12 protein-coding genes are annotated in these 13,122 nt (G+C 69.5%); 6 read left to right on the plus strand and 6 right to left on the minus strand.

Going from position 1 to position 13,122, the window contains the following annotated elements:
• Window positions 1-16 precede the first annotated feature (16 nt).
• Together LGN17_RS21675 and LGN17_RS21680 are read left to right on the plus strand one after the other, a co-directional pair.
• The gene (locus LGN17_RS21675) at window positions 17-457 is read left to right on the plus strand and encodes a flagella synthesis protein FlgN (protein ID WP_226198598.1); all 441 of its coding nucleotides are present in this window, start codon (window positions 17-19) and stop codon (window positions 455-457) included.
• A 171-nt stretch (window positions 458-628) separates the two neighbouring features.
• Window positions 629-1,984 carry an SGNH/GDSL hydrolase family protein gene (locus tag LGN17_RS21680; protein ID WP_226198599.1) on the plus strand — a complete coding sequence of 452 codons (1,356 nt, stop codon included), beginning with the start codon at window positions 629-631 and terminating at the stop codon, window positions 1,982-1,984.
• 19 nt (window positions 1,985-2,003) lie between these two features.
• On the opposite strand, the gene LGN17_RS21685 is transcribed toward LGN17_RS21680, so the two are convergent.
• Entirely contained in the window at window positions 2,004-3,854 is a 1,851-nt protein-coding gene (locus LGN17_RS21685; protein WP_226198600.1) for a M24 family metallopeptidase, read from the minus strand.
• A 425-nt stretch (window positions 3,855-4,279) separates the two neighbouring features.
• On the opposite strand from LGN17_RS21685, the gene LGN17_RS21690 reads away from it, so the two are divergent.
• The gene (locus LGN17_RS21690) at window positions 4,280-5,077 is read left to right on the plus strand and encodes a helix-turn-helix domain-containing protein (RefSeq protein ID WP_226198601.1); all 798 of its coding nucleotides are present in this window, start codon (window positions 4,280-4,282) and stop codon (window positions 5,075-5,077) included.
• 34 nt (window positions 5,078-5,111) lie between these two features.
• Here LGN17_RS21690 and LGN17_RS21695 read toward each other — a convergent pair whose 3' ends face one another.
• From LGN17_RS21695 to LGN17_RS21710, 4 genes are read right to left on the minus strand one after another with little or no spacing between them, the layout of a single operon-like run.
• Complete coding sequence (locus tag LGN17_RS21695; RefSeq protein ID WP_226198602.1) at window positions 5,112-6,353, minus strand: multifunctional CCA addition/repair protein; 1,242 nt, start codon at window positions 6,351-6,353, stop codon at window positions 5,112-5,114.
• Window positions 6,350-6,997, minus strand: a complete 648-nt coding sequence (locus tag LGN17_RS21700; protein ID WP_226198603.1) for a glutathione S-transferase family protein — start codon at window positions 6,995-6,997, stop codon at window positions 6,350-6,352. Before LGN17_RS21700 ends, LGN17_RS21695 begins: the two co-directional genes overlap by 4 nt.
• A 47-nt stretch (window positions 6,998-7,044) precedes the next feature.
• Window positions 7,045-8,004, minus strand: coding sequence for a complex I NDUFA9 subunit family protein (locus LGN17_RS21705; RefSeq protein ID WP_226198604.1), 960 nt, complete (start codon window positions 8,002-8,004; stop codon window positions 7,045-7,047).
• Window positions 8,005-8,060: 56 nt separating this feature from the next.
• Window positions 8,061-10,013 carry a lytic transglycosylase domain-containing protein gene (locus LGN17_RS21710; RefSeq protein ID WP_175951301.1) on the minus strand — a complete coding sequence of 651 codons (1,953 nt, stop codon included), beginning with the start codon at window positions 10,011-10,013 and terminating at the stop codon, window positions 8,061-8,063.
• An 8-nt stretch (window positions 10,014-10,021) separates the two neighbouring features.
• Between LGN17_RS21710 and LGN17_RS21715 the strand changes: the two genes are divergently transcribed.
• Window positions 10,022-10,630, plus strand: a complete 609-nt coding sequence (locus tag LGN17_RS21715) for a 5-formyltetrahydrofolate cyclo-ligase (RefSeq protein WP_226198605.1) — start codon at window positions 10,022-10,024, stop codon at window positions 10,628-10,630.
• 72 nt (window positions 10,631-10,702) lie between these two features.
• On the opposite strand, the gene LGN17_RS21720 is transcribed toward LGN17_RS21715, so the two are convergent.
• A complete protein-coding gene (locus tag LGN17_RS21720) occupies window positions 10,703-11,215 on the minus strand; it encodes a winged helix DNA-binding protein (RefSeq protein WP_011546427.1) in 513 nt (170 codons plus the stop codon).
• Between the two features lie 148 nt (window positions 11,216-11,363).
• Here LGN17_RS21720 and pxpB point away from each other — a divergent pair, with 148 nt between their 5' ends.
• Window positions 11,364-12,020: a 5-oxoprolinase subunit PxpB gene (gene pxpB, locus LGN17_RS21725; RefSeq protein ID WP_226198606.1), complete on the plus strand. Its 657-nt coding sequence runs from the start codon at window positions 11,364-11,366 to the stop codon at window positions 12,018-12,020.
• Entirely contained in the window at window positions 12,017-13,084 is a 1,068-nt protein-coding gene (locus LGN17_RS21730; RefSeq protein WP_226198607.1) for a biotin-dependent carboxyltransferase family protein, read from the plus strand. The genes pxpB and LGN17_RS21730 overlap by 4 nt, the downstream gene beginning before the upstream one ends.
• Window positions 13,085-13,122 lie beyond the last annotated feature (38 nt).

Raw genomic sequence — 13,122 nt, forward strand, 5'->3', positions numbered from 1 at the left:
CGACGAGCATGACGCGATGAGAGAAGAGCTGCTGGCCACGGTCAACGACGAACACGCGACGGTCGAAGCGTTCGCGTCCCTGCTCGCCTACGAGGAAAAGGCGCTGACGATGGCCCAGCCGCTCGAGATGCTGCCCGGGATCGTCGAAAGGAAAAGCGAGCTGATCGACCGGCTCGCGCAGCTCGAACGCACGCGCGACACGCAGCTTTCCGCACTCGGCTTTCCGGCCGGCAAGAAGGGGATGGACCAGGCCGCCGAGCGCGATGCCCGCCTCGCCGGCCGCTGGCAGTTGCTGCAGCAGTCCGCCGAACGCGCGCGCCAGGCCAATGCGAACAACGGGATGCTGATCCGGATCCGGATGGACTACAACGAGCGCGCGCTCGCGGTACTGCGCTCGGCCCCCGCACCGGCCGGCGTCTACGGCCCCGACGGGCGCGTGTCGGCACTCATGCGCTGAAGCACTGACTGACCGGCGGCCGCGCCGCCACCGTACGTTCCGCCTCTCGCCGCCATGCGCGGCATCTCTCGTTTCGACAGACCGGGCCCGAGCCCGGCACTCACGGTCCCTTCCGATACACGGCCGCGCAGCCGCGCCGCCGTCCCGTCACGACAATCAGAAGAGGGCCGCATGCCAGTTTTCCGCATTCCGTTTTCATCCCGCGTCACCGCCGCTTCCGCCATCGCGGCACTCGGCGCCGCATTGACGCTCCCCGCGGCGCAGGCCGCCGACCCCGCGCCGCTGCCCACGCCGACGGGCGACATGTCGCTGTCGCCGGCCGGCCCCGACATCGTGCCGCCGGCCGCATCGACCCCGCCGGGCGCCGCGCCGCGCGCCTCGCGCCGCGGCTCCGACACCTACACGTACTTGCGCTGCTGGTACCGGATCGACGCCGATCCGCTGAAGCCGGCCGCGACCTACGAATGGGCGCGCAACCCCGCCGGCGGCGACTGGTATCGCGTGTCCGGCTACTGGTGGGCGGACGGCATCACGCAGTGGAAGAACATGTTCTACAGCACGACGACGCAGGACACGCTCGCCGACGTGTGCCGCAAGACGCTCTCCGCGAAAGGCATCAGGACCGAGCTCGTGCAGGCGGTCGCGGCCAACAACGCGCTGTCGTTCAACTACACGGTGTGGACCATCGACGCCGCGCAGCAGGACGCGCGCGTCAACAAGCTGATCGTGTTCGGCGACAGCCTGTCCGACACGCAGAACATGTTCAACGCGAGCCAGTGGAAGCTGCCGAACGGCACGAGCTGGCAGGCGGGACGCTTCAGCAACGGCCCGGTGTGGGCCGAATATCTCGCGAACGCGCTGCGGCTGCCGTTCTACAACTGGGCGATCGGCGGCGCGGCGACCGACCAGTACCTCGTCGTGCCGGGCCTCGTGCAGCAGGTCGATTCGTGGCGCGAATACATGGATCGCGCGCCGGACTACCGGCCCGCCAACACGCTATTCGCGGTGTTCGCGGGCGGCAACGACCTGGTGAACTACGGGCGCTCCCCCGAGCAGGCGGCGAATGCGGTGCGCGACAGCCTCGAGCGGCTCGCCGCGGCCGGCGCGACGCGGATCATGCTCGTCACGCTGCCGGACGTGTCGCGCGCGCCGGTGTTCGCGACCCGCACCGACACCGCGAGCGTCGCCGCGCAGGTCAAGGACTACAACCGGCGCCTCACCGACGCGGCCGCCGCGCTGCGCGCCCGCTACGGCGCGACGCTGCGGCTCGAGGTCTTCGATGCGTCCGCGCTGTTCGACGACCTGCTGAGCCATCCGGCCCAGTACGGCTTCGACGACGCGAAGCGTTCGTGCCTCGACATCCCGAAGCCGTCCTCGCTCACCTACCTGAGCGCCCAGACACCGCGTGCGGACTGCCGCGATCCGGCGCGCTTCGTGTTCTGGGACACGCTGCACCCGACCACGCGCACGCACGCGTGGCTCGCCGAGCGGATCGCGCCGTTCGTGCGCGCACGCCTGCTGAACTGACCGGTGCGGGCGGCGGCGCTTACAGCAGCGGACACGCGGTGACCTGCGTGCCGCGCGCCACGCACAGCCGCTCGTAGTCGCGCAGGTACGCGCGCTCGTCGTCGTCGAGCAGGTCGAGATCGATCAGGTCCCAGTCGTAGCCGACCGTCACGATGTTCTCGAACGTGACGGTATCCGGCTGCGCGTCGTCCTGGCGGATGATCACGATGTTCTCGATCCGCACGCCGCCCTTGCCCGGCACGTAGATGCCCGGCTCGATCGAAATCACCGCATTCGGCACGAGCCCGTATTTCGCGCCCGGCGCGAACCGCACGCCGCCTTCGTGCACGTGAATTCCGACACCGTGCCCGGTGCCGTGGCCGAAATCGTGGCCGTGGTCGCGGCACACCTGCCGCACGAGCGCATCGACGTCGCCGCCCTTTGCGGTGCTCGGGAAGCGCGTGACGAGCCCCTTGATGCAGGCCTTCAGCGCGACCGTGTAGATCTCGCGCTGCCACGGCTGCGCGACCGTATCCGGCCGGGTCCGGCGCAGCACCACGCGCGTGCAGTCCGTCGCGAAGCCGGCTTCGTAGTAGGCGCCGCTGTCGAGCAGCACGAGTTCGCCCTCCGTCAGCTCGACGTCGGCGCTCGCCGCCGTGTAATGCGCGAACGCGCTGTTCGCGCCGTTCGCCGCGATCGACGGAAACGTCAGCGCAACCGCCGAACGCGCGCCGTACGCGTCGTTGATCGTGCGCGCCAGGTCGTATTCGGTGTGGCGCGTGCCCGGCTCGCCGGTCTTCGCCCAGCGCATCGTCTCGGCGATCGCCGCGGAACTGCGCGCGAACGCGTCGCGGAACCGGTCGAGCACCGCCGGCGTCTTGCCGGCCCGCATCGCCTCGACCGGGTTGAAGTCGGCATGCCGCGCGTGCGGCCACACCCGCTTCACCGCGTCGACGAGCGCGCAGTTCACCGATTCGAAGCCGTAGCACACGTGCTCGACGTCGAACTGGGCAAGGAAGCGCTCGAGCGCCGCGACATCGCGCCGGATCACGTGCAGCGCCGGATACGACTCGAGCGTGACCTCGCAGCGGTCGCAGCCTTCCGGCAGGAACAACGCCACCTCGGCGCCGACCGCGAACAGGAAACCGAGGTGCGACGACGCATTCGGGATGTGATAGCCGCGGCTGTTCAGCAGATACGCAAGATCGTCCGACGCGCAGGTGAAGAACGCGGTCTTGCCGTCCGGCGCGCCGGTATGCGCGGCGAGCTTGCGGTTCAGCGTGTCGAGGTTCTGCGCGACGCTCAGGCCGGTCGCCGATTCCGGCACCTCGAAGATCGGCCGCTCGACGACCCAGCCCGGCAACGCGATCGCACGATCGATTTCCCGGTCGGCGAGGCTCGTCCAGTCGAGCGACGCGGCCTGCGTCTGTTCGAACAGACGATCGCGCTGCGCGACGCTGATCCGCCGCGCGTCGTAGCCGACCCGGGCGAGCCGGCTGCCGTGCGCGAGCAGCCAGTCGGCCATCGCCTGCCAGATCGTCACGTTCATCCCGAGCTTCTCGATACGCACGCGCGCCGGATCGCACTGCTGTTCGGCCTGCAGGTGATAGCGGCCGTCGACGAACAGCACGAACGGGGGCAGATCGAGCGCCTGCGCGGTCGCCGCGCTCAGGAAGATCCCGCAACCGGCCGAGCCGTCGAAGCCCGATACCGCGTAGCGCGGATTGTTGGCGAGCGGCAGGTACTCGGTCACGTATTCGTCCTGCGACGTGACCAGCACCGCGTCGAGCCGCGCGGCATCGAGCAGGCGCGACAGGCCCGCCTGCGTGTCGACGACGGATGCGTCGTACGGTGGCAGGCCGGAGAAGCTGTATTTCAGTCGATCGATCATCGGAAGCCCGTTATGCATTGTTGTCGGCGGCCGGCGGTGACGCGGCGGGGTGCAGGCCCGAGGCAGGCCTGACGCGGCACGGCGCCGCTGCGGGTGGACGCTCGGCCCGGCGCGGTGCGGTGCCGCAATGCCGTTCCGGCAGCAGGCCTTTAAAAAAATTTCGTCTCACTTAACTTTTTTTGATACTCGCGACAGAATCTAGAGCACGCCGAAATTGAGGTCAAGCTGAAATTTTCGTAGGGCTAAAATCAGCGCGGCGCATGCGCATCCCGGCACAACGAGCCTTCCCCCGGCGACACCGCGCGGTACAATTCGTCGGCATCGCCGTCCCGACGGCCATGCTTCGTGCGATGCGCGGAAATCACCGCCCAGCGACTGCACCGCCCGTCCGCCCGCCTCCCGACTCGTTGCCACGAAAGAGATTCATGGATTCAGACATGATGCGTATCGGCCAGCGCATTCGCCGCCTGCGCCGGGAAGCGAAGAAGACGCTGCTGGAAGTCGCGACCGAAGCGAAACTCTCGGTCGGGTTCCTGTCCCAGGTCGAGCGCCACCTCACGGGCATCTCGCTGACGTCGCTCGTCAACGTCGCGAAGGCACTCGACGTGCCGCTCGGCGCGCTGATCGACCAGCCGCGCCAGGCCCAGCCCGATTCGCGCGCGGGCCGCCGCAGGCCGTACGCGCTCGACGCGTCGTCGCAGTGGTACGAACGCCTCTCCACCACGTTCGACGGCAGCCAGATCAACGCGCTCAAGGTGCAGATGATGGAAGGCTACCGATCGGAATGGGTCGCGCACGGCGGCGACGAATTCGTGTACGTGCTGGCCGGCCGGATCTGCTACACGGTCGGCAAGAAGGATTACCCGCTGTCGCCCGGCGACTCGCTGCACTTCGACGCGCGCAAGCGGCACCGGGTCGCCAACGTGGGCGACGGGCCGGCCGAGGTGATCGCGGTCGGCACGCTGCCGCTGTTCGACGACGGTGGCGCCGGGTTCGTGTCCGCGACGATGGATCTCGGGAAACCGGCGCCCGTCGCGCGCGCGACGCCGGGCGAGCCGCGCACGAGCCGCCGCGGGCCGGCGCCCAAGCGGGCGGAGCGCGATCGCGACGCCGGCGCGGCAGGAAAAGACAAGAAGGCAGCGGCCAAGCCGCGCGCATCCGCCGGCAAACGTCCGGCGGCCGCCAAGCCGGCGAGCAAGAAGAAGTCGAAACGGTCGGCGTGAGGAAGGCGCGCGACGCGCCCCCTTCCCGTCCCCCCTATTCGCCGATCTCGAGCACCTGCGCGACGGCCTCGATCCGCGCGCGATGCACGGCGTCCCGGATCTTCTCCGTGTCATTGCCGATGCCGCGCGCGATTGCGCCGGCATCGACGCTGCGCGCGGCCGCGAGCGCGACGCGCAGCCGCTCGGCCTGCGGATACGGCTGGGCTTCGAGCCCGAGCCGCCCGCGCGCATCCGATTCGCATGCCTGCAGCATCTCGGCGAAACGCGCCGGCTTGCGCAGTGCGTCGCTGCGCTCGAACAGCCGCACCAGCGCGGCCGCGCCCATCTCCATCACGCGATGCAGGTTGCCGTGCTCGCGCGCGACCACGAGCGCGAGATCGCGGCATTCGTTCGGCACGCGCAGCCGCTCGCACAACGGCTTGAGCAGGTCGACACTGCGGCCCTCGTGGCCGATGTGGCGCGGCAGCACGTCGGCGGGCGTCGTCGCCTTGCCGAGATCGTGCGTGAGCGCCGCGAAGCGCACCGGCAGCGAATAACCCTGCTTCGCCGCATGGTCCACCACCATCATCACGTGCACGCCGGTGTCGACCTCCGGGTGGTAGTCGGCGCGCTGCGGCACGCCCCACAACGCATCGACTTCGGGCAGCACGCGCGCGAGCGCGCCGCATTCGCGCAGCACCGCGAACATCCGCGACGGCTTCGCCTCCATCAGCCCGCGCGCGATTTCCTGCCACACGCGCTCGGGCACGAGCGCGTCGACCTCGCCCGCGTCGACCATCCGCCGCATCAGCGCGAGCGTTTCATCCGCGACCGTGAAATCCGCGAACCGCGCGGCGAAGCGCGCGATGCGCAGGATCCGCACCGGATCCTCGACGAACGCATCGCTCACATGCCGGAACACGCGCGCGCGCAGGTCGGCCTGCCCGTCGAACGGATCGATCACGGGCCCGACCAGTTCGCCCTCCGGGCTCACCTCGCGCGCCATCGCGTTGATCGTCAGGTCGCGCCGCGCGAGATCCTCGTCGAGCGTCACGTCCGGCGCGTAGTGGAACTGGAAGCCGTGATAGCCGGCCGCCGTCTTGCGCTCGGTGCGCGCGAGCGCGTACTCCTCCTGCGTCCGCGGATGCAGGAATACCGGGAAATCCTTGCCGACCGGCCGGAAACCCTGCGCGGCCATCTGCTCGGGGGTCGCGCCCACCACCACGTAGTCGCGGTCCTGCACGGGCATGCCGAGCAATGCGTCGCGGATGGCGCCGCCTACAGCGTAGATATTCATGGCGTCGGCTCGTACTCGGCAATCACGTTCGTTTCGCGGCGCGCGGCGTCGATCCAGCGCTGGACGGCCGGCAGCGCCGTCACGCGGGCCGCATAACCGGCCGCTTCCGGCGACAGGCCCGGCGCGTACGTATTGAAGCGCATCACGACGGGCGCGTACATGGCATCGGCGATCCCGAATTCGCCGAACAGGAACGGGCCGCCCGACGCCTCGAGACACGCGCTCCACAGCGCATCGATGCGTGCGACATCGGCGAGCGCGTCGGGCGTCGCACCGCGCCCCGGCATCGACGCGCGCACGTTCATGCCCATCTGCGTGCGCAGCGCCGCGAAACCCGAATGCATCTCGGCCGCGACGCAGCGCGCATGCGCGCGCTCGAGCGGGTCGGCCGGCCACATCGGAAACTGCGGATAGCGTTCGGCGAGCGTCTCGGCGATCGCGAGCGAATCCCAGATCGCGACGCCGTGGTCGTCGACCAGGCACGGCACCTTGCCGGACGGCGAATACTCGCGGATGCGTGCGGCCGTGTCATCGCGGCGCAGCTCGATCGCGATCTCGTCGAACGGGATGCCGAAATGCGCGAGCAGCAGCCACGGGCGCATCGACCACGACGAGTAGTTCTTGTCTCCAATGACGAGTTTCATGACGGTGTTCCGGATAACGCGAAGGTGGAAAGGAAGACGCTGCCGGGCTAGCGGCGCGAGCGGAACCAGTCGAACCGGGAGCGCTGCGCGGCCTGGCCGAGATACGCGGGCGCGATGCTTTCGAGACTCGCGGGCGAGATCCCGAGCTCCGGCGCGAGCGGCCCCGACAGCACGTTCGGCACCGACATCGTCGCGAGGTTGTCGCGCGTGAGCACCGGCTCGCCGGGCAGGCATTCGAACACGCTCGCCTGCAGCCGCGCGAGCGCGTCTGGCAGCCGTACGATGCGTGCCTGCCGGCCGACCAGCGTGCCGCAATAGCGCACCAGCTGCTCGAGCGTGTAGACGGTCGGGCCGCCGAGTTCGTAGGTCTTGCCGTGTGCGGCCGCGAGATCGAGCGTGTTGACGAACGCGCGCACGACATCGCCGACGAAGACGGGCTGGAAGCGTGCGTCGGGCATCGCGAGCGGCAGCACGGGCACGGTGCGCTGCAGGTTCGCGAACGTGTTGAGGAACGTATCGCCGGGGCCGAACACGACCGACGGGCGGAAGATGGTCAGCGCGAGCGAGTCGGTCGCCGCGATCGCATGCAGCGCGGCCTCGCCGTCGCCCTTCGAGCGCTGGTACATGCTCGCGCCGCGCGAATCGGCGCCGAGCGCGCTCATGTGCAGTACGCGCTGCACGCCCACCTCGGTGCAGGCGGTCGCGAGCGCGGCCGGCAGCGTGACATGCGCGCGCTCGAAGCCGGGCCCGTACGGCGTACCGCGGCCGCCGTGCAGCACGCCGACCAGGTTGATCGCCGCGTGCGCACCGGCGACGAAGCGTGCGAGCGTGCGCGTGTCGAGCGCTTCGAGCTCGACGATTTCGACCGGCAGCATCTGCAGGTGGCGCGCGTGGTCGCGCCGGCGCGTGCCGATCCGTACCTGCTTGCCGGATTCGATCAGCGCATTGACGAGCCGGCTGCCGATGAAGCCGGTGCCGCCCAGCAGCGCGACGGTCTGGCGATCCATGTTCGAGGCCTCGAAAGAACACTGCCGCGTCTCGCGCGGCAGTGTGAAGTTGCGTATCAGGGCGAGATCATGCCTAGACGTTTCTTCAACGACTGCGGCTTGCCCTCGAAGAGCGCCGCGTAATAGACGGTGTTCGACAGCACGTTCTTCACGTAGTCGCGCGTCTCGTTGAACGGAATCGTTTCTGCGAAGATCGCGCCTTCGACCGGCTGCGTCAACACCTGGCGCCACTGGCGCGGCCGGCCCGGGCCCGCGTTGTAGCCGGCCGTGGCGAGCACCGGCGAGCTGTCGAAGTTGTTGTAGATGTCCGCCAGGTACCAGGTGCCGAGCTGGATGTTGGTATCGATGTCGTGCATCTGCGTGCGCGAGATCGTGCCCAGGCCGAGCTTTTTCGCGACCATCTGCGCGGTGGCCGGCATCAGCTGCATCAGGCCGCCCGCGCCCACCGACGAACGCGCGCTCGTGATGAAGCGCGACTCCTGGCGGATCAGCCCGTACGCCCATTCGGTGTCGAGGCCCGTCGACTGCGCGTAGCGTTCGACGATATTGCGGTACGGCGACGGGTAGCGCAGCGTGAAGTCGTGCTCGGCTTTCGTGCGGTCGGCCGTGTTGACCGTGCGGTCGAGCAGGTCGACGCGCTTGCCGTATTCGGCCGCGGCCAGCAACTGGCGATCGGTCATCCCGCGCAGCGGCCAGTTCCATTCGCGGTTGCCTTCGAGGCGCAGGTTCAGCGCATAGAAACGCTGCGCAAGCGCGAAGCCCGGAATCTTGCTCATCGCGTCGATCTCGGCGTCGCTCACCTTCGTGCGCGGCGGGATCGTCGTGCGCTGGCCGAGCTCTTCGCCGGCGAGCTGCCCGTAGAAGTTGAACTGGCCCGCCACCTGCTCGAATTCCTGGTTCGCCTGCAGCGTGTCGCCGCTCTGCTTGAGCGCGCGCGCGTGCCAGTAGATCCAGGCCGGATCGTCGCGCAGCGACGGCGGCATCTGCTCGATCGACCAGCGCACCATCGGCCAGTTGCCGGCGAGCAGCGCGGCGCGCGTGCGCCATTCGTAGCCCGGGTTCGACAGCGGCGCATTCGCGGATTTCGCATACCAGACCGATGCGAGCGGCGAGCGCTTGATCGCGCCCTGGTAGCCGATCGCGCCCCACGCGATCGCCTGCTCCTGCTTGGTCAGCGACGCGGCGACCGACGTCAGCATCCCGGCTGCCGCGTCCGGATCGTTGCGCGCCATGCGGCCGAGCGCGATCAGCGCGAGCTGGTGCGAGGCCGCGTCGGGGCCGACGCCGCGCGCGAGGTACAGCGGCGGCGCGCTCGTCGCCTGGTCGAAGCCGACCGGGCGCGGGCCGAGCGCATCGACGATCTTGCCGCCGAGCGTCGTGTAGTTCTGCTCGTACGCGAGGCGCGCCTGCTGCCACACGTCGTCGCTCGTGAACTGCTGGTTGACCGTCAGCGCGGTGATCAGGTCGACGCACGCGTCGCCGTAATTCTTCGGCTCGACGAGCAGCGCGCGTGCCGCATCGGCGACGTTCTCGCCGCGCGCCGCGCGCGATTCGAGCGCATAGCACTTGACCTGCGTGTCGTCGTCGAGCACGAAGCGCTTGTATTGCTCGTCGAAGTTGCGCCAGTCGTGGCGCGCGCCGAGCACGAGCAGGTAGTCGTTGCGCAGGCGGTCGGCGATCGCCTGGCCGTCGTAGCGCTGCAGGAACGACTGCACGGGCGCGTCCGGCGCGTCCACGCGCGCGCGGCCCGTCGAATCGAACAGCTGCGGCTTGATCTGGAAATACTCGACGTAGGACGGTACCGGATAGTTCGGGATCATCGACGCGAGCTGCGCGGCTTTCGCAGCGTCGTTGCGACGCGCGGCTTCACGAAGCTGCACGAAGGTCTGGTCGTCCCCGGCGACCGTATCGTCGTTCGGCGCGGCGCACGCGGCCGTGCCCGCGACGAGCGCGGCGGCCGAAAGCGTCAGCGCGACCGCGCGATATACTCGGAAAAGGCTGTTCGACATCGATTTGAATGGAGCACGAAGTGAGCGAAAGCATAGCACGCAACCCTGTGCCAAACCCGAAGGTTGCGCTACGCAAAACGCTGTCCGGCGCACGGCGCGACGCCGCGTCGCAACCCGCCGCGAACGGCGCGCTCGACGCGCGGCTGCGCACGCTGCTCGAGCGGCTCGCGCCGCGCACGGTCGGGTTCTACTGGCCGCTGCCGGGCGAATTCGATGCGCGCGATGCGGTGCTCGCCTGGTGTGCGGCCGGCGCCGGCAGGCAGGCCGCGCTGCCCGTGATCGACGAGCGGCACACGCCGCTCGAGTTCCATGCGTGGGACGCGCACACGCCGATGCGCGAAGGTCATCACCGGATTCCGGAACCGGCGTCGGGAATCGTCGTCGTGCCCGACCTTTTGCTGATTCCCTGCGTGGGATTCGATCTGCAGCGCTACCGGCTCGGCTATGGCGGCGGCTACTACGACCGCACGCTCGCCGCATGGCCGGGCAGCGAGCCGCCCGTGACGGTCGGCATCGCCTATGAAGCGTGCCGGGTCGAGGCGCTGCCGGCCGAAGCGCACGATCTCGCGCTGCGCTGGATCGTGACCGACGGCGCGCTGTACCCGGCCGCCGGATGATACGGCGGGCGGCGCCGCATCGGTCGTCGCCCCGCCCGTCCGCGCACCGCCGCGCGCCCCCGACGCAACCGTTTACAGCGACGCCGCCGCGCGCGCGGCCGTGTCGTAGAGGCCCGATGCGTGGCGCAGCAACTGCGCCGCGTCGCCGATCTGCTCGTTGGTGAGCCCGCTGTCCTTCAGCGTCTCGATCAGGCAGTGCTCGCGCACCTCGCGGTACTTCAGGCACAGGTCGCGGCCCGCGTCGGTCGCGAAGAAGAACACTTCCTTGCCGCTCTTCTCACTCTTCACATAGCCGCGGGCGATCAGTTTTTTCAGCGCATAGGTCGCGACGTGCGTATCCTCGATGTTGAGCACGAAGCAAATGTCGGCGAGCTTCTTCTTGCGTTCGCGATGGCTGACGTGATGCAGCAGCGACACCTCGACCGCCGTCATGTCCTTCGCGCCGGCCGCCGACATGCAGCGCACCATCCACCGGTTGAACGCGTTGCCTGCCATGATGAGCCCGTATTCGAGTTCCGACAGCTCCGCGCTCGAATCGGAAACGAGGTGTTCGGATGACACGATCTTGGTCGCAGGACGCTTCATGGAAAGGCGGAGCAAGCCGGTTGACAGGGTGTGCCGAGTGTACGCCAGAAGCCCCGGCATACGGGCTAGGCGAAAACGCTTATTGGGAAGTTGTCGATATTTTATTGACAATGTGCGCTAACATTGCCGTCCGAACCGTGCCAGTCCGATGACGCAACCCCGCATTTATCCGCTCGGCGATGCCGCCCTCGTCTGCGAGGTGCCGCCGCCCGCCACGCTCGATTGCCAGCGCCGCGTCTGGGCCGTTGCCGCGGTCGCGCGCGCGTGGCCCGACGTGATCGACGTCGTGCCCGGCATGAACAACCTGACGATCGTATTCGACCCGCTCGCCACGACGGCCGAGTCGCTCACGCCGGCGCTGCGCGACGCGTGGGAGACCGCCGACGTCGAACACGCGGACGGCCGCGAGGTCGAGATCCCGGTCGAGTACGGCGGCGCCGCCGGCCCCGATCTGCCGGCCGTCGCCGCCCATACCGGCCTGTCGGCCGACGAGGTCGTCGCGCGCCACGCGGCCGGCGCCTACGTCGTGTTCTTCGTCGGGTTCCAGCCGGGCTTCGCGTATCTCGGCGGGCTCGACGCCGCGCTGCACATGCCGCGCCGCGCGGCGCCGCGCCTCGAGGTGCCGGCCGGCTCGGTCGGCATCGGCGGTGCGCAGACGGGCATCTACCCGACCACGTCGCCCGGCGGCTGGCAACTGATCGGCCGCACGTCGCACGTGCTGTTCGATCCGGCGCGGCCGCAGCCGACGCTGCTGCTGCCCGGCGACCGAGTCCGCTTCACCATCGCGGGAGTCGACGCACGATGACCCAGAGCAACGCACCGGGCACCATCGAGGTGGTGCGAGCCGGCCCGCTGACCACCGTGCAGGATCTCGGGCGCCGCGGCGCGCGCCATCTCGGCGTCGCGCAGGGTGGCGCGCTCGACGGCCTCGCGCTCGAAGTCGGCAACCGGCTGGTCGGCAACCGCCCCGATGCGGCGGCCATCGAGATCACGATCGGTCCGGCCGCCTTCCGCTTCACACGCGCGACCCGCATCGCGATCACCGGCACCGAGTTCGGTGCAACACTCGACGGCCGGCGCGTATATTCATGGTGGAGCCTGCCGGTCGAGGCCGGGCAGACGCTCGTGCTGCCCGCCGCGAAACGCGGGATGCGCGGCTACCTGTGCATCGCCGGCGGCATCGACGTGCTGCCGATGCTCGGCTCGCGCAGCACCGATCTCGCATCGCGCTTCGGGGGCCTCGGCGGCCGCGCGCTGCGCGACGGCGATCGCCTCCCGGTCGGCGTGCTTCCGGCCGGGATGGGTTGCCTCGCGGCCGACGCACCCGAATTCGGCGTCAAGGCGCCGGCATGGTGCGCGTTCGTGCGCGTCGACGAGCCGCCGCGCCGTCACCGCCCTGCGCATGCGCCGTGGGCGATGCCGGTGCGCGTGCTGCCGGGCCCCGACTACGCGTCGTTCGCCGCCGATTCGCAGCAGGCGTTCTGGGACGAGGAATGGCTTGTCACGGCAAACAGCAACCGCATGGGCTATCGGCTTGCCGGCGTCGAACTCGTGCGCGAGCGGCCGGCCGAGTTGCTGTCGCACGCGGTGCTGCCCGGCACGATCCAGGTGCCGCCGAACGGCCAGCCGATCGTGCTGATGCACGATGCGCAGACCACCGGCGGCTACCCGAAGATCGGCACGGTGATCCGTGCGGACCTGTGGAAACTCGCGCAGGCGCGGCTCAACCTGCCGATCCGCTTCGTGCGCACGACACCCGACGCCGCGCGCGCCGCGCTGGCCGCGGAACGTGCCTATCTGCGGCAGATCGACGTCGCGATCGACATGCGCGAGGAAGCGCGCCGCCGCGCCCAGTCGCGTGCGGCGTGACAATAGCGGTAGCAATACCGAACGCAGTTGCAGTAGAG

It is taken from the genome of Burkholderia sp. AU30280, assembly GCF_020420125.1.
Classification (GTDB): domain Bacteria; phylum Pseudomonadota; class Gammaproteobacteria; order Burkholderiales; family Burkholderiaceae; genus Burkholderia.